At 68.3% G+C, this 21,183-nt stretch carries 14 protein-coding genes; 6 read left to right on the top strand and 8 right to left on the bottom strand.

All coding sequences use genetic code 11. The features are described from left to right. Window positions 1–19: 19 nt before the first annotated feature. The 4 genes from ACTWLI_RS13980 to ACTWLI_RS13995 are packed head-to-tail and all read right to left on the bottom strand — an operon-like array spanning window position 20 to window position 4,555. On the bottom strand, window positions 20–1,261 hold the full coding sequence (locus ACTWLI_RS13980; protein WP_445154383.1) for a sulfate adenylyltransferase subunit 1: 1,242 nt from the start codon (window positions 1,259–1,261) through the stop codon (window positions 20–22). Further along, window positions 1,261–2,181 (bottom strand): sulfate adenylyltransferase subunit CysD, encoded by a 921-nt coding sequence (gene cysD, locus ACTWLI_RS13985; protein ID WP_445154384.1) that lies wholly within the window; start codon window positions 2,179–2,181, stop codon window positions 1,261–1,263. The genes ACTWLI_RS13980 and cysD overlap by 1 nt, the downstream gene beginning before the upstream one ends. Next, window positions 2,174–2,983 (bottom strand): 3'(2'),5'-bisphosphate nucleotidase CysQ, encoded by an 810-nt coding sequence (locus ACTWLI_RS13990; RefSeq protein ID WP_445154385.1) that lies wholly within the window; start codon window positions 2,981–2,983, stop codon window positions 2,174–2,176. The genes cysD and ACTWLI_RS13990 overlap by 8 nt, the downstream gene beginning before the upstream one ends. A gap of 12 nt (window positions 2,984–2,995) precedes the next feature. Next, the gene (locus tag ACTWLI_RS13995) at window positions 2,996–4,555 is read right to left on the bottom strand and encodes a sugar transferase (protein WP_445154386.1); all 1,560 of its coding nucleotides are present in this window, start codon (window positions 4,553–4,555) and stop codon (window positions 2,996–2,998) included. Between the two features lie 690 nt (window positions 4,556–5,245). On the opposite strand from ACTWLI_RS13995, the gene ACTWLI_RS14000 reads away from it, so the two are divergent. The 3 genes from ACTWLI_RS14000 (at window position 5,246) to cysC (ending at window position 10,202) form a co-directional block, all read left to right on the top strand. Next, a complete protein-coding gene (locus tag ACTWLI_RS14000) occupies window positions 5,246–7,792 on the top strand; it encodes a PKD domain-containing protein (RefSeq protein WP_445154387.1) in 2,547 nt (848 codons plus the stop codon). A gap of 110 nt (window positions 7,793–7,902) precedes the next feature. After that, a complete protein-coding gene (locus tag ACTWLI_RS14005) occupies window positions 7,903–8,874 on the top strand; it encodes a sulfite exporter TauE/SafE family protein (protein ID WP_445154388.1) in 972 nt (323 codons plus the stop codon). Continuing rightward, window positions 8,871–10,202, top strand: a complete 1,332-nt coding sequence (gene cysC / locus ACTWLI_RS14010) for an adenylyl-sulfate kinase (RefSeq protein WP_445154389.1) — start codon at window positions 8,871–8,873, stop codon at window positions 10,200–10,202. Before ACTWLI_RS14005 ends, cysC begins: the two co-directional genes overlap by 4 nt. Before the next feature lie 117 nt (window positions 10,203–10,319). Here the strand turns inward: cysC and ACTWLI_RS14015 are convergent, their stop codons facing one another. The 4 genes from ACTWLI_RS14015 to ACTWLI_RS14030 form a co-directional block, all read right to left on the bottom strand. Then, window positions 10,320–13,007 carry a LuxR C-terminal-related transcriptional regulator gene (locus tag ACTWLI_RS14015; RefSeq protein ID WP_445154390.1) on the bottom strand — a complete coding sequence of 896 codons (2,688 nt, stop codon included), beginning with the start codon at window positions 13,005–13,007 and terminating at the stop codon, window positions 10,320–10,322. A 10-nt stretch (window positions 13,008–13,017) separates the two neighbouring features. Next, the gene (locus tag ACTWLI_RS14020) at window positions 13,018–15,741 is read right to left on the bottom strand and encodes a LuxR C-terminal-related transcriptional regulator (RefSeq protein ID WP_445154391.1); all 2,724 of its coding nucleotides are present in this window, start codon (window positions 15,739–15,741) and stop codon (window positions 13,018–13,020) included. 144 nt (window positions 15,742–15,885) lie between these two features. Beyond that, complete coding sequence (gene malQ, locus ACTWLI_RS14025) at window positions 15,886–18,093, bottom strand: 4-alpha-glucanotransferase (RefSeq protein WP_445154392.1); 2,208 nt, start codon at window positions 18,091–18,093, stop codon at window positions 15,886–15,888. A 7-nt stretch (window positions 18,094–18,100) separates the two neighbouring features. After that, window positions 18,101–18,631, bottom strand: a complete 531-nt coding sequence (locus ACTWLI_RS14030) for a hemerythrin domain-containing protein (protein ID WP_445154393.1) — start codon at window positions 18,629–18,631, stop codon at window positions 18,101–18,103. Between the two features lie 236 nt (window positions 18,632–18,867). Between ACTWLI_RS14030 and ACTWLI_RS14035 the strand changes: the two genes are divergently transcribed. From ACTWLI_RS14035 to ACTWLI_RS14045, 3 genes are all read left to right on the top strand, one after another. Then, a complete protein-coding gene (locus ACTWLI_RS14035; protein ID WP_445154394.1) occupies window positions 18,868–19,221 on the top strand; it encodes a TraR/DksA family transcriptional regulator in 354 nt (117 codons plus the stop codon). Window positions 19,222–19,230: 9 nt separating this feature from the next. After that, window positions 19,231–20,004: a M50 family metallopeptidase gene (locus ACTWLI_RS14040; RefSeq protein ID WP_445154395.1), complete on the top strand. Its 774-nt coding sequence runs from the start codon at window positions 19,231–19,233 to the stop codon at window positions 20,002–20,004. A gap of 110 nt (window positions 20,005–20,114) precedes the next feature. Continuing rightward, entirely contained in the window at window positions 20,115–21,182 is a 1,068-nt protein-coding gene (locus tag ACTWLI_RS14045; RefSeq protein WP_445154396.1) for a glutathione S-transferase family protein, read from the top strand. The last annotated feature ends 1 nt before the right edge of the window (window position 21,183 follow it).

Consider the following 21,183-nt stretch of genomic DNA (forward strand, 5'->3'; position numbering starts at 1 on the left):
GTGGCGCCGGTCCGTGCGTTCAGATGATCATTCCGGCGCCGACGGTGCTGTGAGTGTTTTCGTCGATCAGTACGAATCCGCCTGTTTCCCGGTTCCGCCGGTACTCGTCGGTCAGCAGCGGCGTCGTCGTGCGCAGCCGGACCCGGCCGATGGAGTTCAGCGCAAGTTCGGGAGCCGATTCATCCCGGTGCAGGGTGTTGACGTTCAGTTCGTACTGCACTGACTGCACCAGTGCCCTGGTGTTGCGGGTGGTGTGCTTAAGGGCCAGCTTCTGCCCGGGCCGGAGGGGGTCCTCACTCATCCACGCCACCATGGCGTCGATATCCTGTGACACGCTGGGCTGGTTGTGCGGGCGGCAGATCATGTCCCCGCGGGAAATATCGATGTCATCCTCCAGCCGGACCGTGACCGACATCGGCGCAAAGGCCTCGGCGACCGGGCCATCGGCGGTTTCGATGGAGGCGATGCGGCTCGGCAGGCCGCTGGGCAACACGATGACGTCGTCCCCGGTCCGCATCACGCCGCCGGCAACCTTCCCCGCGTAGCCGCGGTAGTCGTGGTGCTCGCTGGTGTGCGGCCGAATCACGTACTGCACCGGGAACCGCCCGTCCACGAGGTTCCTGTCGCTGGCGATATACACGTTCTCCAGGTGATTGAGCAGTGAACCGCCCTCGTACCACGGCATGTTCTCCGAGCGGTCCACCACGTTGTCACCGTGCAGGGCGGAGACGGGTATGACGGTCAGGTCCGCAATCTGCAGTTTTGCCGCGAACTCCGTGAACTCCCGCCGGATGTCCTCATACACCTGGCGCGAGTAGCCCACAAGGTCCATCTTGTTGACGGCCAGGACCAGGTGGGGAACCTGGAGCAGGGACACCAGGAACGCGTGCCGGCGGCTCTGTTCGACCAAGCCCTTCCTGGCGTCCACCAGCACAATCGCCAGGTCTGCGGTGGACGCGCCGGTCACCATGTTCCGGGTGTACTGGAGGTGGCCGGGGGTGTCCGCAATGATGAACTTCCGCGACGGGGTCGCAAAATACCGATAGGCGACGTCGATCGTGATGCCCTGCTCCCGCTCGGCCCGCAGGCCGTCCGTCAGCAGCGACAACTCGGTATATTCCGAACCCATTTCGCGGCTGGTCCGCTCAACGCCTTCCAGTTGGTCGCTGAAGATGGACTTGGAGTCGTAGAGCAGACGCCCGATGAGGGTGCTCTTCCCGTCGTCGACCGATCCGGCAGTGGCAAATCGCAGGAGGTCCATCAGAAGTAGCCTTCTTTCTTTCGGTCTTCCATCGCCGCTTCGCTGACCCGGTCATCGCCGCGGGTGGCCCCGCGTTCGGTGATCCGGGACGAGGCGACTTCTTCGAGGACCCGCTCGACGGTGTCGGCTTGGGAGCGTACAGCAGCGGTCAGGGTGGCATCCCCCACGGTGCGGTAACGGACCGATTCCAGGAATGTCGGTTCCTGGGCGGTGGGCCGGCAGAGCTCATTGGCCGCGAACAGCATGCCGTTGCGTTCAAAGACCTCGCGCTGGTGGGCGTAGTAGATGGAGGGCACCTCGATGCCCTCAGCGGCGATGTACTCCCAGATATCAAGCTCGGTCCAGTTGGAGAGCGGAAACACCCGGATGCTTTCGCCCAGGTGCACCTTGGCGTTGAACAGGTTCCACAACTCCGGGCGCTGCTTTTTGGGGTCCCACTGGCCGAATTCGTCGCGGAAGGAAAAGATGCGCTCCTTGGCGCGGGCCTTTTCCTCGTCCCTGCGGGCACCGCCCAGCAGGGCGGTAAAGCCGTTCTTCTCCGCTGTTTCCAGCAGCACGGGTGTCTGGATCCGGTTCCGCGAACCATTGGGCTCCTCCCGGACCATGCCGCGGTCGATGGCGTCCTGGACCGAACCGACCACCAGGTTCACTCCGTACCGGGCCACCAGCCGGTCCCGGAGTTCGAGCACCTCCGGGAAGTTGTGGCCCGTGTCGATGTGGAGCACCGGGAATGGGATCCGGGCAGGAGCGAACGCCTTGGCCGCGAGGTGCAGCATGACGATCGAATCCTTCCCGCCGGAAAACATCAGCGCCGGGTGCTCGATCTCCGCCACCACTTCCCGGAGGATATAGATCGCCTCCGACTCGAGGACCTCGAGCTGGGACAGGATGCGTCGGGGGCTTTCGGTCACGTCACTCACCGGATTGTCCTTCCTTCTGGGGGTGTTCCCGCCGTGCGTCGGCGACTGCCGCCAGGACCATCGCGCTGAGTTCCGGACGGCAGACCAGCAGGTCCGGAAGGTAGGGGTTTTCCTGGTTGTACCGCGGTGCCGAACCGTCGAGCCGGCTGACATGGAGCCCGGCGGCACGGGCGACGACGACGGGCGCGGCGGAATCCCATTCATACTGGCCGCCGTCGTGCAGGTAGATGTCGACTTCACCGCTGGCGACGGCGCACGTCTTATACCCGGTCGAACCCATGGGAATGAGCTCGGCGTTGATTTCGGCGGCCACGGCACGGGCAATTTCCGGCGCCCGGCTCCGGGACACGGCCATCCTCAGGCCGGTATGGGGTGCGGCGGCCTCGCCGGCGTCCTCACCGGTCAGGACCATATCCAGCCGGGGCAGCGCAACCGCGCCGGCCGCCAACTCGCCCTTTTCCCAGAGCGCGACGTGCACTGCCCAGTCGCGGCGGCCTTCGGAGAATTCGCGGGTGCCATCCAATGGGTCAATGATCCAGACCCGGTCGGCCCGCAGCCGCGACGTCTGATCGGGTGCCTCCTCCGAGAGCACGTGGTCCCCGGGACGGCTGCGGAGAAGCATCTTCGTCAGGAACGTTTGGGAGCGCCTGTCCCCCTCCGCGCCGAGCGGGCCGGGCTCCCGGGTGTCGGCTTCGTCCTGCAGGGTCCTGAGGATGTCTCCGGCCCCTTCGGCCAGGGCTGCGGCCAGCTCGGCGTCCGACAGCTTGGCGCTGATAGCGCCCCCGCGTTTGAGCGATAACATATTTCCCCCGTTTTAGTAGGCGCCGACTGGGTTCTTCATCATCTTGGCTGTCCGCCACAGGATGATGATGTCGCCGGCGAGAGACCAGTTTTCTACGTAGTACAAATCGAGGCGGACACTGTCCTGCCAGTTCAGTTCTGAGCGGCCGTTGATCTGCCACATGCCCGTCAGCCCCGGCTTGATGTACAGCCTCCGGTGAACCCGGGACTTGTAGGCGTCCACTTCCCGCTGCAGCGGCGGCCGCGGACCCACCAGCGACATGTCCCCGCGCAGGACGTTCCAGAACTGGGGCAGCTCATCCAGGGAGTACCGCCGAAGCCACGTGCCGACCCGGGTGACGCGCGGATCGTTCTGCAGCTTGAACAGCACGCCGGCGCCCTCGTTGCGGTCCATCAGGGCGGCGAGGTCCTCTTCGGCGGTCTGCACCATGGAGCGGAATTTGTACATCATGAACTTCTTGCCGGCGCGGCCAATCCTCTCCTGCCGGAAGATTACCGGGCCCGGGCTGTCCCGTTTGATCAGGACGGCCAGCACGATAAACAGCGGCGAGAGCACCAGGAGCGCCCCGGCGGAGAGGACGATATCGAGCATCCGCTTCAGCACGTGCTTCGCCCCCGTGTACTGGGGCAGGTCCACGTGCATCAGCGGGAGGCCTTCCACAGGGCGGAAGCGGATCCGCGGGCCGGCGACGTTGGTCAATCCGGTGGCCAGGACGAGCTCGGCGCGGGACTCTTCGAGTTTCCAGCCGAGTTCCTGCACGAACTTGCTGCCGCCCTTGACCCGTCCTGCAACGATGACGGCGTCCGCGTTGAGTTGCTTTACAGCCGCGACCACGGAGCCGGTGTCCGAGACCACGGGGACGGCGGCGGAGCCGACGGCTACGCTCATCCGATCGTCGCCGGGCGGCAGCGCTGCGCCGACGACTTCGTAGACGGCTCCGGACTTCTTCTGGATCTGGCTGACCACGTAACGGACATCCTTGTAGCTGCCCAAAACGACGACGCGCGACAGATAGTGGCCGTAGGCCCGCTGCCGGGTCAGCCACTGGCGCATGCTCCAGCGGGAGGCGATGAGGCCGCCGACGCCGAGCGGAACTGCGAGGGCGAAGTAGCCGCGCGCCACGTCGACCTTGAAAACCAGGAAGGCGATGGCCATGACACCCAGCAGCGTGACCGTGGCGCTGATCACCCGCTTGTACTCATCCGTGCCGATACCGACCACCCGGGGATCGCGGCTGCGGTAGACGCCGAGCGCTGTCATCCAGGCCACGGCGATGCCCACGGACAGGGAGCCGTAATCGAAGCCGGACCGGCCGACCTCGATTTCGGAGCTGTTGCCGCCGAACCGGAAGAGCTGGGCGGCAATCGCCACGAAACAGAGCACCGCGGCGTCGGTAACGCACAAAAGACGGTGGTAGTGGCCGGCCCACGCCTGGCCGGAGCCGGCGGCGCGGGTCCAGGCGCTTTTGGTTTTCGGGGCGCGAAGGGCCGGATAGCTGTGCCCCGTCGTGCGGGCGGGACGGTCGAAACCGAGGTCCACGGCCAGGGCCGCGGAATCATCCAGCGGACTCATCGGCTGCACCGCCCGTCGCCGCGCCGGAAGCAGGAAGGCGGGAACGGCCCGGGATCAGCGCCGGCCGCAGGCGGTCCCGCCGCCGGGCGGCCAGCGATGCATGCGGGCCCGACGGTACTTCCCCTGCCGAAGCTGCCCGGACCGGAGTCCGGGACATGATGGCCTTGGCGCGCCGGTACGTGCCGGGAAGCGCTGCTGTGAAAAGCCGGTACGGAACTTATCTTCAAAGAGCACATGTCGAGACCTACTTAGTACCCGTAGTTGTTTGTCGACTGGATATATCCAACGTAGGAGGACGCCGGCCGGGGCACGCGAGTAAACGGTACGGGTCTTCCTTGGGCGTCTCACTGCTTAATCGGTACTGGTTACTGGGCCGGCAATTCGTGTCCGGGTACGGACCACTCTGTTGTGCCCGGTCCTACTTAATCGCGCCCGCCGGCGGCCGGCCGGCTACCCCGGACCGGCAGCGCCGTGGCGGTTCATCGGTGCCGGCTGGCGCTGCGGACGGCGGGCGGAGTCGCCGTCGGGAGGTGATGGACAAGCTGATGAGGCACTTGTACCCTTTCGATACCCGAGACGGTTAGGGGCGGCTACTGGACGGATTTGCCACTGGACGGATCCTTGGCCGCCGAACGGTAGCGGCGGAAGCGGTCTCCCGGCGTGGCAATCCCAAATGCGAGGAGATACCCGGTGAAACGCAAGCTCGTATCGGCTCTGGCCGCCGTCACCCTGTCCCTGAGCTTCACCGCAGCCGCCGCCGGACCGGTCGCGGCCGCCGCGCCGTTCAGTTTCGCCGTCATCGGGGACACCCCCTACGGCTCCGCGCAGTTGAGTGTCTTCCCGGACCGGATCGGACAGATCAATGCGGACAGCCAGGTGCAGCTGGTGACCCATCTGGGCGACATCGGCGGCCCCCCGAACTGCTCCGACTCGTACTACGCGACCATCAGGGCAAAATTTGACACTTTCGCCGACCCGCTGGTCTACACTCCCGGCGACAATGAATGGGCCGATTGTTCCGGCGCCTCGGTGGGCGCCGCCAACCCGCTGGAGCGCCTGGACGCCATACGCCGGGTTTTCTTCCCAGTCCCCGGCACAACCCTGGGGCGGAATGCGGCGAGCGTGACGGCCCAGGCGGGCTATCCGGAGAACGTGCTCTATGACCGGGAGGGCCTCACGTTTGCCGCCGTGCACATCGTGGGCTCGGCCAACGACCTGGCAACCTGGAGCGGCTATTCGGCACCGACCAGTGCCCAGACCGCCGAAGTGAAGGCACGCACCGACGCCGGCGTCGCCCTCATTCACGCCGCCTTCGAACGTGCCAGGGCGAACAGCAGCCGTGCGGTGGTCTTCACAACCCAGGCCGACATGTTCAAGGGGACGCCCAGCCGCACCGCCTACGAGCCGCTGGTGAAGGCCTTCGCCTCCGACTCCCTCAGCTACCAGCTTCCGGTCTTTCTCTTCAACGGAGACACGCATGGCTTCGCCAGCGACCGCCCGCTGACCTCCTCGACGTGGCTGTCGTACTACGGCCTCACCACCCCCGTCCCCAACTTCTCCAGGATCACAGTGGAGGGCGGATCGACGGGGGACGAATGGCTGAAGGTGACCGTCGTCGACACCTCCGCTGTGCTTGCGGTGCAGCGGGTTCCTTTTAGGGCCAATGCCGCGCCGGTGGCGTCGTTCAGTTCCTCGGTGTCCGGGTTGACCGCGGCGTTTGATGCCGGCGCCTCCACTGACGACGCCGGCATCACCGGTTACGGATGGACCTTCGGCGACGGCAGCACCGGCACCGGCGTCTCGCCGTCGCACAGCTACGCCGCCGCGGGGACCTACAACGTGACCCTGACCGTGACCGACAGCCAGGGAGCAACCGGAACGAAGACCTCGCCGGTGACCGTCTCCACTTCCTCCGGCTCCGTCACCGCCGTCGTCGTGCCCGCCAAGTCCTCCTGGAAATACCGGTACAGCAGCACCGCACCGGACCCGGCGTGGAAGAACCCCGGCTATAACTCCTCCGCCTGGACCACCGGACCGGGCGTCCTGGGCTACGGCTCAACCCCGCTGGGAACCAACCTCAACCCCTCCGCCACCACCAGCGTCCGCCCGCTGGCCGCCTACTTCCTGCGCAGCTTCTCCATCCCCAGCGCCTCCGCGGTCACCGCGCTCAAACTCACCACCGTTGCCGACGACGGCGTCGTCATCTACGTCAACGGCACGGAAGTCGGCCGCAGCCGCATGCCCGCCGGCACGGTCACCATCAACTCCTACGCCACCGCCTCAAGCTCCACCTCCAACGCCAACGCCGCCCCGGTCACCTTCAACGTCCCGCCCTCCCTGCTGGTCAACGGAACCAACACCATCGCCGCGGAAACCCACCTGAACTACCACGCCACCAAAGACATCAGCTTCGACCTCACCGCAACCACCACCACCACCAACGGCTCCACGGTCAATGCCGCGCCGGTGGCGTCGTTCAGTTCCTCGGTGTCCGGGTTGACCGCGGCGTTTGATGCCGGCGCCTCCACTGACGACGCCGGCATCACCGGTTACGGATGGACCTTCGGCGACGGCAGCACCGGCACCGGCGTCTCGCCGTCGCACAGCTACGCCGCCGCGGGGACCTACAACGTGACCCTGACCGTGACCGACAGCCAGGGAGCAACCGGAACGAAGACCTCGCCGGTGACCGTCTCCACTTCCTCCGGCTCCGTCACCGCCGTCGTCGTGCCCGCCAAGTCCTCCTGGAAATACCGGTACAGCAGCACCGCACCGGACCCGGCGTGGAAGAACCCCGGCTATAACTCCTCCGCCTGGACCACCGGACCGGGCGTCCTGGGCTACGGCTCAACCCCGCTGGGAACCAACCTCAACCCCTCCGCCACCACCAGCGTCCGCCCGCTGGCCGCCTACTTCCTGCGCAGCTTCTCCATCCCCAGCGCCTCCGCGGTCACCGCGCTCAAACTCACCACCGTTGCCGACGACGGCGTCGTCATCTACGTCAACGGCACGGAAGTCGGCCGCAGCCGCATGCCCGCCGGCACGGTCACCATCAACTCCTACGCCACCGCCTCAAGCTCCACCTCCAACGCCAACACCGCCCCGGTCACCTTCAACGTCCCGCCCTCCCTGCTGGTCAACGGAACCAACACCATCGCCGCGGAAACCCACCTGAACTACCACGCCACCAAAGACATCAGCTTCGACCTCACCGCAACCACCACCACCAACGGTTAGGCCGGCCCGGACCAGGACCGCAATCCGGCGCCTCCCGGTCCAAGTGACTACTCTCGGCCCCGCAGAACTACGTATTTATCGGGCGCTGCCGCGGTGCAAGGATCGGCGCTATGGACCTGACCTTGGCGTTGACAGCTTTCGGTATAGCCGTCGTCGTGGGACTTACAGGCATGGGCGGCGGAGCCCTCATGACACCCGCTCTGGTGCTGTTCTTTGGCGTCCCGCCACTCGCCGCGGTCTCCAGCGATCTCGTGGCCAGCGCCGTCATGAAGCCGGTGGGTTCGGTGGTACACCTGCGGCGCCGGACCGTAAATCTGGACGTCGTCAAGTGGCTGGCGGTGGGTTCGGTGCCGTCAGCGTTCTGCGGAGTGCTGATCCTCAAGTGGCTGGGCCCAGGCGAGGAAGTCCAGCAGAACGTCAAACTGGCCCTTGGCTTTGCCCTGCTGCTGAGCGCCATCCTGCTGGTGGTGCGGGCCTACATACGCCTCGCCGAGCGCGCGCGCAGCGCGGACGGACGCGGCGCTGAGCTGCCCACAGAGCGGCCGCACGTGGCAGTCCGGGTTGTGCCCACCGTCCTCCTCGGGATTCTGGGCGGCACGGTGGTGGGGATGACCTCCGTGGGAAGCGGGTCCTTGATCATCATCGGGCTGATGCTGATCTATCCGGGGCTCAAAGCCAACCAGCTGGTCGGAACCGACCTCCTGCAGGCCGTTCCCCTAGTTTTTGCAGCGGCCGTGGGGCATACCTTCTTCGGTGACCTGAACCTCGGCCTGACTCTTCCCCTGGTGCTGGGAAGCATTCCCGGTGTCTATCTGGGGGCCATGCTGTCTTCCCGCCTCTCGGGTGGATTTGTGCGCAGGGCGTTGGCCTTTGTGCTGCTGGCGTCGGCGCTGAAGATGCTCTCCGTACCGGACGCGCTGACAGCCGGTGTGCTCGGGGCCGCTTTGCTGGTCGCACCCCTTGCCTGGATGTACCTGCGCCGGCAGAAAGGGTTCCCGGCACTGGCCAGCGTGGAGAGCCGACGGCGTCGTGAGGCGGCCGCTCTCATGAAATCAGCCGACGGAATCAGGGGGACACTGTGAGCCTGCTCTTGGGTGCAGAACCATCGCACGTTCTCACCGGCGCCCGCCTGGACGAGCTGGAGCTCCTCCTGGGCGGCCTGTATGGTCCCGCGGACGGCTATGCGCTGCCCTCCCACGTTCCAGCGGAGTGGCCCTGGCCGTTTACACTGCCGGTGCCCGCCGCCGTCGGGCAACGTGCCGTGGACGAAAGCGCCCTGGTGATCACGGATCCGGATGGCACTCCCCTGGCCAGACTGACTGTCAACGCCAGCCAGGACTCGGGGCACGACATCATGCACCTTGCCGGCCGGTTGGAAGCACTTCAGCCCGCCGAGCACCCGCCCGTCCGCAGGCTGCGCCTGACCCGGCCTCTCAGCGCAGCCGACGGCGGGCTGCCGGGACGCGCCACGGACCCGATCCTGGTGGCCGCGTTTGACCGGGTGCCGGAGCCGGCCCAGCTTGCCGAAGCGATGGGCATGGCGGTCCGCCACCACGCCACGTTGTGGCTGGTAGCGGTCGCCGGCAGCCAGGAGCACGGAAGCTACACGGTCCTGGAACTGCTGACCGTCCTCGAACACTGCTCGGAGCAGCTGTCCGGAGCGCGCACCGGACTGCTGGTCCTGCCCGCGTATGAGGGGGCAGCCGCCGGTCCTGACCCGGCCCTGCGCGACTACGTACTGCGCCGGCTGGGCGCCTCCATCCTGCTCAACTACACCTCCGACGCGGGGGCGGCGGCGGGATTCCGGCCGCGACGGCGCCGCGTGGCGAATCCCGAACCGCTGGCAGGAGCTACTCCCGCGGCGGGAACTGTCGTGTTGCTGACCGGTCTCTCCGGCTCCGGCAAGTCGACGATCGCCCGTGCACTGGTCGAAAGGCTGCAGCTCGCGGACTGCCGCCCCGTCACGTTGCTGGACGGGGACGACGTCCGCAGGCTCCTGTCGTCCGGACTTGGCTTCAGCAGGCAGGACCGCGAGCTCAACGTCCGCCGGCTCGGCTGGGTCGCGTCGCTCATCGCCAAGTCCGGCGGAATTGCCGTGTGCGCGCCGATCGCGCCGTTCGAATCCACCCGTCAGGAGGTCCGGGCGATGGCCGAGAGTGCCGGCTCCTTTCTCCTGGTGCATGTGGCGACGACGCTGGAGGTCTGCGAGGCGAGGGACCGGAAGGGACTTTACGCCAAGGCACGTGCCGGGGACCTGCGGGACTTCACCGGGATCGGCTCCCCCTATGAACCGCCCCAGGACGCCGACCTGGTGCTTGATACCGGCACCACCTCGGTGGACGCCGCGGTCGACGCGATCCTGGCCGCGATGAGCCTCGGTGCCCCGGAACTGGCCGAACTCAGCAAGTAAACCAGCCGGCCATTCGGTCCGTCCCCGGCAGCTCCTTCCGGCGCGACCACCGTGCGGCGGCGCCGACACGGAACCCCGTGCGGATGATCCTGCCGGCGCCGGCATTCCCTGCGGGCTTCAGCGGGGGCTGAGCTCGCCGCTTCGCACAGTCGTCAGGCCGACAGTCTTCAGATCTTCGCGGCGATTGATGCCGAGCTTGCTGAAGATTCGGTACAGGTGTCCTTCCACAGTGCGGACCGACAGTGACGACAGCTCGGCGATTTCGCGGTTGGTGTTGCCGTTGGTCACCATGATGACAATTTCGCGTTCCCTGGCTGTCAGGGAGGTAGCGTCATCCGGGCCGAACAGGGGCAGGGCGCTGATTCCCGCCAGCTCGTTGCGCCGGAGGTGGAGCAGTTGGGCCACTGCCCGGACGCGCCTCGGGTCCCGGGTGCCGTTCAGGAAGGAGACCGCCTTGCCGAGGCATTCGGCCGCGAGCAGGAAGTACCGCCGTTCCTGCGCCCTTTCGCCGGCAGCGAGCAGCTGCTCGGCGTCCCGCTCGAGCAGGCCGCGCGCGTAGGCATTGAGGCACTCGGCTTCCGGCCCCTCGCCGTGATTTGTCAGTTCCACCAGGCGGGCCAACTGGCTGTTATCCCCAAGCCGCAACGCCAGTTCACGGGCATCACGTTCCGCCGCGAGCAGCCCCGCGCGGCGGGCACGGTCGGCCAGTCCGGCCAGCTCACGGATACCGGCTGCTGCGCCCTGCACGGCCGCCCGCGCTGCCGCGAGGTGGGCCTGGCCCAGCAACTGAAAGTGCAGGGAACCCTGATAGGGGACGCCGTTGTAGGCCTCACCATAGCGGTCCACCACGTCGTTGCGTCCGAGCAGGGAAGCAGCGTACGCCGCAAGGCCCAGGGCGTATGGCAGGAGCTGGTCGAAGTCGGATTCGATGAGGGCCTCGACGGCAACCTCAAGCCTGCCCAATGCGGTCATCATGTCGCCCTGCCTCAGTGCCGCCAGCCCGCTTACCAGGGGCTGCCCGCCGCCGAAGTGCACCCCGCTGCGAAACCCGTGCCACGGAGCCTCTTCCAGCGGTCTGGCGACGAGGTTCCAGCGCCCGAGCCGCACCAGTGCCAGGGAATACTTGAAGCGCGCCAGTTCGTAGGCCCGGAACTGGGCCGTCGAGCTTCCGCCCAGGAGTTGCAGGATTTCGCCGCTTGCCCGGGCGGCACTGTCCGGCCGTCCGGTGGCCGCCAGCAACTCAGCCCAGAGGTAAAGGATCCTGGTGCGGGTGACGGGGTCCGCCCCGGTGTCGGCCAGCCCCGCAACCAGTTCAGCCTCGATTTCGGCGTAGCGTCCCTCCAGGTGAAGTGCGTGCAGGAGCAGCAGGCGGCTCCCCCAGGGGCCGCGCACCGCGGACCCCGCGCTCCCGGCGTCAAGCCGCCGTTCCGACGCGCGCCAGGCGGCGGCAATTCTTCTGAGCCCCAGGACCTGGCCGCCCATCCCCAGATGCACGCGGGCGGCCAGCCGGGAAGCTGCCTCCGCCGTCGCGGGGTCCGCCGCTGACTCTATGCAGTCCTGCAGCAACGACGCCGCGCGGGGCAGGTCACCAAGGTGGACGTGGGCTTCAGCCAGCTGGACCTTCGCTGCCGCCCGAAAGACTTCCCCGCTCACCGCTTCGGCTGTTTGCAGCGCCACCATGGGCTCGAAATGCCGGTTGGCGCTGGCGGCTGCCCCCAGGAGCTGCTCATCGCTGACCGCGGCGCCGCATTCCAACGACCAGCAGACCAGCCTGGTTTGGGTCTCCTCCGGGATCACACCGTCCGCGACTGCGAGGAGCAGGGAGCGAATGGTCATGCTGCGGGCCGGCGGAACCAGGTCGCGCAGCACAGCTCCCAGCAGCGGGGAGGCCGGCCGCACCAATCGGTGCGGCCCGCGGGCGATGGTGATGAGCCGGTCCTCTTCCAGGGTGTCGACGTCCGATTCCTTGCCCAGCTGCTGCAGCCAAACCAGGGGCATCGGCTCTGCGAGCGCCACGGTCTCGAGGATCGCCCTCTCCGCCGCCGATCTGGCGGCCAGCTGTTCGCGGACCAGGTCCCGCAGTTGCTGATCGACCCGCAGGTGAAAGTTCCTCAGCATCCACACGTGGTTGCGGAGCACCAACTCGCCCGACCGCTGGCCCTGACGGATCAGCGACAGCAGGAAAAGCGGGTTTCCTCCGGCAATCCTGTTGAGGGCGGTACTGTCGCTGGTGACCATGTCTCCGCCCAGCACCTGCCCGCAAAGCGCGGCCGCCTCCGCGTCCGTCAGCGGCGACAGGTCAAAGCGTTGCAGCAGTCCTTCGTCCCAGAGGGAGACAAAAGCGGCCGGCGGTTCCGGCTTCTTCCGGGAGAGCACCACCAGTTTCACCAGCCCGGTCACCGCCAGGTGCGCCAGCACCCTGGAACTGTCTGCATCGAGGTGCCAGGCGTCTTCCACGATTACCAAGGCCATCGGTTCGCCGGCGTCGAGCCGCCGGCGCAGCACGTCTTGCATGCGCCGCAGTACCGCCAGCCACGACGCGGGCTCCGGCAGGGGGAACGAGTCGAGGTAAGGGGCCAAGGCACCGAAAGGCAGCTGCGCCAGTGCCGCGGCAGGAAATATCCAGAAGGGCTTGACCGTCGGGCCGAGTTGCCGGAGCACCCCCCGTGCGAGGGCGGTCTTGCCCAGTCCGGCGTCCCCCGCCAGCAGGACTCCTTTCCGGTCCGGATGTTGCAGCGCGGCCACTATGGACGCCACCAGCTCGGAGCAGCCCGGCTGGGCCTGGGAAGAAACGCCCGTATCCATGTCCGGCCCCCTACGCGAAGGTCATCTTCAAGTCGGCACGGCTGGTCACCAGGAGCTTTCCGTAGATCTGGTAGAGATGACCTTCCACGGTCCGGACGGAGATGTGCATCTTCGCAGCGATGGCTTTGTTGCTCTCGCCCGCGGCCGCCCGGCGGGCCACCTCCTGTTCCCGGGCCGTGAGCGTCGGTCCATCTTCCTCCGTCGGCATGACCCCCAGTTTCTGGACGCTGCTGCTGATCCGGTGCCGGGCCGCGCGGGCTGCGGCCCGGTCCCCCGCCGTGGCGGCAAGTTTCTGGGCCTCCCGGGCCGCGTCCCTGGCGAACAGGTCATCGCCCATACCAGCGGCGGCTTCGGCGGCCTCCAGCAGCACGGCGCTGTCCTGCTCCTGCACGCCCGTCCCGAACAGGCGGCATACGTCCGCAAATACCCCCTGGACGGATGCCGACGCCGCGACCAGCCGCGGGGCAGCGCCGTGGCACCCTTGCCGCACAGCTGCGCAGAGGAGAACCAGTTCGGGCAGTTTCGCCCCCCGCCGGCGTTCCTCCTCGGCAAGACCCAGCAGCCGCACTCCTGCTTTTTCCTTGGATGCCAGTTCCGCGGAGGCGAGCACCTGGAAGAAAGAGCGCACGCCCAACGAGAGCTGCGACGGGCAGCGGCCGTCGAGCTCCACGGAAACCAGGAACTGCAGGGCCTTGTCTTTCTTCCCGAGCAGTGCGTAGCAGTACGCGATAGCTGCACCGGCCAGTGCCTGTCCGCCGGACGTATCCAGCTGCCCGAGCTGGCGCTGTGCCGGCAACAGCCGCGTCAGCGCACGCTCTGCCCGTCCGCAGTAGGCGTCCAGGACGCCTTGGCCGAGTTCGCCCAAAGCGACGGCGACGGCTGCGGTCCCGCCGGCGCCCTGCCCGGCGTCGGGGCCGCCGAGGAGGCGGGGAACCGGGGATGTCCCCACAAAGCGGTACAGCAGTGCTTGTTCAGTGGTCTTTGCTCCGACCTCCGCCAGCTCTTCTGCGGTGAAGCGGACCTGCATGTCCTGGATCAGGGTCCGGGCATCCGCGCGACGGCCCGCAATCGTCCAGGCCTGCCACAACAGCGTGGCCGCGTGGACCATCCTTCCCCGGTCCGTGCAGGCTGGATACAGCCGAACCAGCGCCTCTGTCGCCTGGCGGTACCTGCCCTCGCTGAAGTCGAGTTCGGCGGTGGCCAACGCGAGGTCCTCACGCAGCGCTGCGGTTCCGGCGCCGTCCTGAACGGAACCGGCTTCGGCTCCATTCAGCCGCACCTCCACACGGTCCAACTCGGCCCGGGCTTCAGGCCCGCGGCCCGGACAGGAAGCGAGGACGTGGCTGCGCACCAGCATTGCCTCGACCCAGCAGGCCAGCGAAAGGTCCATCGCGTCGAGGTCGTGCGGGGACAAGAGCTGCTCGGCCTTTACGGCCTCCCCGAGCGCCAGGTAGGCCCGGGCCTGAAGCACCAAGGCGGTGCCAGGTTCGTGCGGGGCCAGAAGCTCTGCAAATCTCAGGGCCACCCGGGGCTGGCCGGCGCGGTTGGCCAGGCACGATGCCTCCCTGGCCTCACGCGCGGACAACGGCTCGCCGCAGTCGAGCGCCCACCGGGACATCGCCAGGACTTCCGCGGCCGAGCCCTCAGCTCCTGGCTGGACCTGCGCGGCGCGCAGGTACAGCTCCCTGCTCCGGCGCCTCGGAACACGCTCGCGGATAGCGCGTTCCGCCAGAGGATTCCCGAGCCGCACCAAGGACCGCCGGCCACTCGGCCGGTCGAGGCAGCCCCTCGCGGTGAGCGAATCAACGGCTTCAGCGCTGCCGAGCTGCAGCAGGGAGTCCAAGGGCATGCCGCCGCTGAGTGCCAGCAGTTCCAGGACCTGGCGCTCCGCGCGGGATTCCGGGTTGAGCCAGGCGCAGACGGCGTCCCTGGAGTTCGCGCCGTCCACGAAGGAGCTGTTGGTCAGTACCCAGATACCGTCGTCCGCAACGAACGTGCCCGCGTCCATCTGGTCGCGCACGATCAGTTCGAGCACCCTGGGGTTTCCGCGGCTGGCTGCCCAGAATGCCGCTGCCGCCGCGGCTGAGACCTCGGCCGCGCAAAAGGAGCGCAGCCACTGGCGTGCCTCGGCCCGGCTGTAGGCACCGACGTCAGTCCGTCCGACGACGCCGTCCTTCCACAGCGCAACCAGCTCGCCCGGAGCCGCCAGCAGGTCCTGTCCCGTGGCCAGCAATCGAACAGTTCCGTGGACTGTCAGCCGGTTAACGACGAGGGCGGCCAGTTCGTCAAGGCCTTCAGCATCATCCACGAACAGGACAACCTCGCGTCCCCCGGCCCGATCCCGCAGCAGCCGGGTAAGTCCGGCAACCACTTTGAGCGGATGATCGAGGCATCCTTCGTCGAGGTTGTTCACGAGCGATTCCAGAGCGCCGTAAGGCGTTGTTGCCGGGGCCGAACGCCCCTCCACCTGAACGACCAGGTAACTGTGATCCAGCCGTTCGAGCGCCTTGCGGGCGAGGAAGGTTTTGCCCGCTCCCGGCGCTCCGACGACCACCGCACCGCAGGAGCCGCCGGTGCCGCCCTGGCCGGTCAGGTTGCCCAGAATTTCCCCGACCAGCTCCCGTCGGCACCATTCTGGACGCGAACTCCCCCCGGTGCGGGGGGCAAGGACGTCAGCATTAATAGGGTTGCCTACGGCAACAAACTTTGGGGCAAGAGCATTTAGCGTGGACATGATGTGAGACCTTACGTATTCAGTTGAGACCCAGTAGGCCAAACCCTAGGAACTGCCCTGTAGAGGTGCACGAGTATCGAGTACTCGAATTACCTGTCCCGCTCCTGCAGGCGGGTGTCGGCAGTACTTGCCTTTCGGCCTCCACTACTTGCCTGCCGGGCTGCTCCCGTCGGCAGCGACGGGGTGCAGGGATTTCCGGACGGTGGCAAGAAGTGCTTGGACCCTTGGGTTCGCGGGCAGTTCCTCAAGGAGGACGGCGCCGTCCGGGCCCGCCAGCGGCACACGCCAGTTGGGATACTCGGAGCCGGTGCCGGGCTGGTTCTGCGTGCGCCGCTCCCCGACCGCGTCCACGAGTGCGACGCCGAGCAAGACCGACGGCGTCAGCCCGGTGAAGGCGTACAGCGCCTCGACCGTGGCCTGCTCGCCAGGTGGCGGGGCGTCAGCGGGCGGGAGCAGTCCGCGCTCCCGGACCCGCGCCAGCACCGCTTCCTGCTCCGCGGAGTCCGCGGCCCGTTCCTCAGCCACCGGCCGCCGCAGCAGCCCGAGGGACTCCCGCAGGGCCACGTGTTCGCCGGCCAAGTAGCCTGCCGTGGGCGGTAAGTCATGCGTGTTGACGCTGGTCAGGCATTGTTCCCGGTAGCTTTCAGGGCTGAGGGGGCCGTCGGCGTCGCGCTCGAACCACAGGATCGAGGTGCCGAGGATCCCGCGCGCCGCAAGGTAGTCCCGCACCCACGGCTCAAAGACCCCCAGGTCCTCTCCGATCACAAATGCTCCGGCGCGCTGGGCCTCGAGGGCCAGGATCCCGATCAGCGCCTCGTGGTCGTAGTAGACGTAGGTGCCCTGGTCCGCCGGCGCACCCTCCGGAATCCACCAGAGCCGGAACAAGCCCAGGATGTGGTCCACCCGGATGCCGCCGGCGTGGCGCAGGACGGTCCGCAGCATGTCCCGGTAGGCGGCGTACCCGGATTCGGCCAAGCTGCCGGGGTGCCACGGCGGCTGGGTCCAGTTCTGGCCCTGCTGGTTGAATACGTCCGGCGGCGCGCCGACCGTGACGCCGGAGGCAAGAACCCCGGAGAGGGTCCAGGCGTCGGCGCCGCCGGGCTTCACTCCGACCGCGAGGTCGTGGATGACGCCTATCCGCATCCCGGCACCGAGCGCCGCGTGCTGGGCGGCATCAAGTTGTTCGTCGCAGACCCACTGAAGCCAGCGGTGGAACTCGATCCGGTCCGCGAGCGCCGTCCGTTGGGCTGCGCAGTAGTCCGTGTTCGGGGAGGCTGCCTCGGCCTCCCATTCGGGGGCCGCGGGGTCGAGGCGCTCCGCCAGGGCGCACCAGAGGGCAAAGTCGTCCAGCCCTTTCCCCTGGCCGCGGCAGAAGTCGCCGAAGCGGCGGGCCCGGTCGGGGCCTCGGCGGACCCTGAAGACGTGTTCCAGCGCCGCCAGCTTGGCCGTGTAGCTGGCGTCCCGGTCCAGCAGGTCCGGTTGCCGGTTCGCCGCCTGCAGCCGGAGGGCCGCGTCGTGGATGGCGGCCTGCGCCCGGGGCTCAAGGTAGGCGTACTCCGGAATCTCCTCCACCCGGAGGTAGAGCGGGTTGAAGAAGCGGCGGGTGGCCGGCAGGTACGGCGAATCCTCCACCGGCGGCGCGGGCTCGGCGGCGTGGAGCGGGTTGACCAGGAGGAAGTCCGCGCCTTCCGCTGCCGCCACCGCGGCGAGGTCCGCCAGGTCGGCGAAGTCGCCGATCCCCCAGGAGCGGGCGGACCGCACGGAGTAGAGCTGGGCGGTAAGGCCCCACGCGCGCCGGCCGGCCAGGGCACCGGTGGGCCGCAACTGCGCCGGTGTCACCACTAGCGGGCACTGCGCCGTCATTCCGGCCGCGTCCGCCTGGACGGTGTGCCAGCCCAGACCCAGCCCCTCCGGGACGGCGAAACTCGCGCGCCCGGTCAGTACGCCGTCGACCTCGACGGGCGCTTCCCAGTTCTCCAGCTGCGGCGCTTCGTATTGGGATCCGTCCTCGGCAATGACCCGGACGGTGACGGGGCTGCCGTGCGGGACGTGCAGGTCGAAGGACGCCGCCATCCCCTCGCGGGCCACCACGATCGGTGGCAGGAGCCGGCGCCACGGTGCCAGCCTCGCCTGTTCCAGCGAGCCCCGCACGTGGCCGGGGCTGTCGGCGGCAACCCCGAGGGCGCCGAGGACCCGGCGCAGGGTCCCGGCGGCCACCGGACGCTCCAGCCCGTCCCAGCCCCGGTAGGAGATCCCCACCCCATGGGCGGCAGCAAGTTCGCGCAACGCCGGGTCGGCGTCGCCGCCGTGTTCCGGGCCGGCGGGGCCCCCGGCCGGCGGACGGTCTGCCATGGGCAGGTCAGCCGTTGGCCGTCGGCGCGTCCCCGACGGTTCGCCCGTGCGAGCTGTGCACATGCGCCTCTCCCACCAGTTCGTGCAGGCCGGCGACGGCGTCCGCCAGGCTGAGCCCGGGCGAGTCCATGATGAACGGCATCAGCAGGCCGTTCTCCTTCTGCAGGTGCAGCGCGAAGATGTGTCCGATAGCTCCGGCAGCGACGGCGGCGTCCACGCCTCGGGCCGCGCGGAGCCGCTCCACGAGTCCGACGATGACCTGGTGTTCGGAGAGCATGCCCGCCACCAGCAGCCGGCCCTCGGGGGTGCCGCCCGCACCGCCGTAGAGCGGCCCTTCCTCGGCGAGCGCGTGCGGGACAAGCTCCGTTTCGCACCATTCGACCAGCACTTCGTGGGCGTCGTGCTCCGCCACAGAGTCACGGGCCTGGACGGCATGCGTCAGGGCTGCGACCAAGGCGTCGAGGCGCGTGAGCATCCCGGCGTGGTGGTGCTCCACGGCGGCAAACGCCCGGGCATCGTCATCGGCGGCCGGAGGCATCGCGGACTCCGCAGCGGACGCTTGCGGAGCAGGGCTTTGTGGAGCAGGGGCCTGTGGAGGAGAGCTACGTGGAGCAGGGGTCTGTGCGGCGGAGGGGTCCATGGCATCTCCCTGGCTGGGTGAGATCGGGCTTTCACTGTACTGCCGGCCCGCTCCCCGGCGACAGGGCTTTCGGCCCGGCGGGCCGTCCGGACGGTTTCGACGCGGTCCGGTTGCCCGCGCTAGCCTTGCACCCTATGGTCGACGTCGAACGGTTCCGGATCCTCCTGTCCCAGGAGCGCGAACGCAAACTTGCCCTGCTCCCCGCCCTGCGCCGGGACATCACCTCGGTCAACGCCGCCCGGCAGGACTCCAACGTCGACGACGAGCACGACCCCGAAGGCGCCACGATTGCCTTTGAACTCTCCCAGGCCTCCGCGCTGCTGGCCCAGAGCAGCGCCGGACTGGCCCAGATCGACGCGGCCCTCGCCCGGATCGAGGCCGGCACCTACGGAATCTGCGAGGTCTGCGGCGGCCCCATCGCGGAGGGCCGGCTTGAGGCCAGACCGTGGACGCCGTACTGCATCCAGCATTCCGCCGGAAAAGCCTGAGCCCCGGACATGGGTAGCGCGTTGCCCGGCCTCGCGGCCGCTGACCTCGCCGGCACGTGGTGGGAGCGGCTGGTGGCCGGCTTCAGCCACGCCCCGGTCCCGTCGGTGACCGGTGTGGAACTCCTGCTGGTGGCCGCGGCCGCCGTCGTGCTGTCCCTGCCGAGTGCCACCTGGCGCTACTTCGGCCTGCTCGCCACCGTGACCCACGAACTCGGCCATGCCGTCGCTGCCCTGATGACCGGCCAGCGCCTCGGCGGCATCCGGCTGGGCCTGGACCATTCAGGCACGACCACGAGCTACAGCCGGCGGCCGGCGGCTGCGGTCTGGTCGACGTTCTGGGGCTACCCGGTCCCGGCCCTGGCGGGCGCGGCGATGGTCTGGTGCGGGTTCACCGGCTGGGGGCCGGCGGCCATGTCGGTAGGGACCGTGCTGCTGCTGGTGTCCTTCCTCTTCCTGCGCAACATCGCCGGCGTGCTGATCACTGCCGGAGCGGTGCTCGCGGCCATAGTGCTGGTGCTGTTTGTCCCGGCCGTGCTGATCGGCCATGTGATGATCGGGCTCGGTCTTGCGCTGCTGGTGGCGGCCGTCCGCGACCTGGGCAAGCTCATCGCGGTGCACACCCGGCACCGGAACCGCCTGTCAACGTCGGATGCGTTCCTGCTGGCCCGGGCCACCCGGGTTCCGGCCTTCCTCTGGATCGGACTGTTCGTAGCGGCCGTGGCCGCCGCCTGGTGGGTGGCCTGGCAGCCGATCGCCCCGGTGCTCGCCGGCCTGCTGCGCTGAAGCTGTCTGCTGCGCCGCCAGGGCTGCGTGGCGGCGGGGCTGCGTGCCGGCGGGGTGTCCCGACCGGTCCCGGGCGGCTCCCCGTTGGTCCGGCGGTCTAGGCTGGGGGCATGAGTGAGTCAACCACGAAGACGGACCAGGCCTTCAGCACGCGCGGCGCCTATGTCACCGGCGGAGCCGAGTTCACCCGCGACACCAACTACATCGAAGACCGGATCACCCGGGACGGCACCCCCGGCGCCAACGGTGAGCCCGGCTGGAAGGTTGAACCGGGACGCTACCGGCTGGTCGCGGCGCGGGCCTGTCCCTGGGCGAACCGGACTGTGATCGTGCGGCGGCTGCTGGGCCTCGAAGACGTCATCTCGCTCGGCCAGCCCGGACCCACGCATGACGCCCGTTCCTGGACCTTTGACCTGGATCCGGGCGGGAAGGATCCGGTCCTCGGGATCGAACGGATCCAGGAGGCCTACTTCCGGCGCTTCCCGGATTATCCCCGCGGTATCACCGTCCCGGCCATCGTCGATGTTCCCAGCGGAGCCGTGGTGACCAACAACTTCCCGCAAATCACCCTGGACTTCTCCACCGAGTGGACCGAGTACCACCGCGACGGCGCGCCGGAGCTCTACCCCGAGGCGCTCCGGGCGGAGATCGACGCCGTGAACAAGCGGGTTTTCACCGAGGTTAACAACGGCGTCTACCGTTGCGGCTTTGCCGGGTCGCAGGAGGGCTACGACGCGGCCTACGACCGGCTCTGGACAGCCCTGGACTGGCTCGAAGAGCGGCTCACCGGCCAGCGGTACCTCGTCGGCGACACCATCACCGAGGCTGACGTCCGGCTGTTCACCACCCTCGCCCGCTTCGACGCCGTCTACCACGGACACTTCAAGTGCAACCGGCAGAAACTCAGCGAGATGCCGGCCCTGTGGGCCTACGCCAGGGACCTGTTCCAGACCCCCGGCTTTGGAGACACCATCGACTTCGTGCAGATCAAACAGCACTATTACATCGTCCATGAAGACATCAACCCCACCGGCATCGTCCCGAAAGGCCCGGACCTGGGCAACTGGCTTACGGAGCACGGCAGGGAGGCCCTCGGCGGCCGGCCCTTCGGCATCGGCACCCCGCCCGGTCCGGTGCGGGCCGGCGAAGAGGTGGCGGCCGGCCACGGGGCCGGCTGAG

This window comes from Arthrobacter sp. Hor0625 (assembly GCF_052567525.1).

Coding starts and splice junctions, on each gene's coding strand:
- ACTWLI_RS13980 (WP_445154383.1), bottom strand. CDS start 1,261: ATGGACCTCCTGCGATTTGCCACTGCCGGATCGGTCGACGACGGGAAG.
- ACTWLI_RS13990 (WP_445154385.1), bottom strand. CDS start 2,983: ATGTTATCGCTCAAACGCGGGGGCGCTATCAGCGCCAAGCTGTCGGAC.
- ACTWLI_RS13995 (WP_445154386.1), bottom strand. CDS start 4,555: ATGAGTCCGCTGGATGATTCCGCGGCCCTGGCCGTGGACCTCGGTTTC.
- ACTWLI_RS14005 (WP_445154388.1), top strand. CDS start 7,903: ATGGACCTGACCTTGGCGTTGACAGCTTTCGGTATAGCCGTCGTCGTG.
- ACTWLI_RS14015 (WP_445154390.1), bottom strand. CDS start 13,007: ATGGATACGGGCGTTTCTTCCCAGGCCCAGCCGGGCTGCTCCGAGCTG.
- ACTWLI_RS14020 (WP_445154391.1), bottom strand. CDS start 15,741: ATGTCCACGCTAAATGCTCTTGCCCCAAAGTTTGTTGCCGTAGGCAAC.
- malQ (WP_445154392.1), bottom strand. CDS start 18,093: ATGGCAGACCGTCCGCCGGCCGGGGGCCCCGCCGGCCCGGAACACGGC.
- ACTWLI_RS14030 (WP_445154393.1), bottom strand. CDS start 18,631: ATGCCTCCGGCCGCCGATGACGATGCCCGGGCGTTTGCCGCCGTGGAG.
- ACTWLI_RS14035 (WP_445154394.1), top strand. CDS start 18,868: ATGGTCGACGTCGAACGGTTCCGGATCCTCCTGTCCCAGGAGCGCGAA.
- ACTWLI_RS14040 (WP_445154395.1), top strand. CDS start 19,231: ATGGGTAGCGCGTTGCCCGGCCTCGCGGCCGCTGACCTCGCCGGCACG.
- ACTWLI_RS14045 (WP_445154396.1), top strand. CDS start 20,115: ATGAGTGAGTCAACCACGAAGACGGACCAGGCCTTCAGCACGCGCGGC.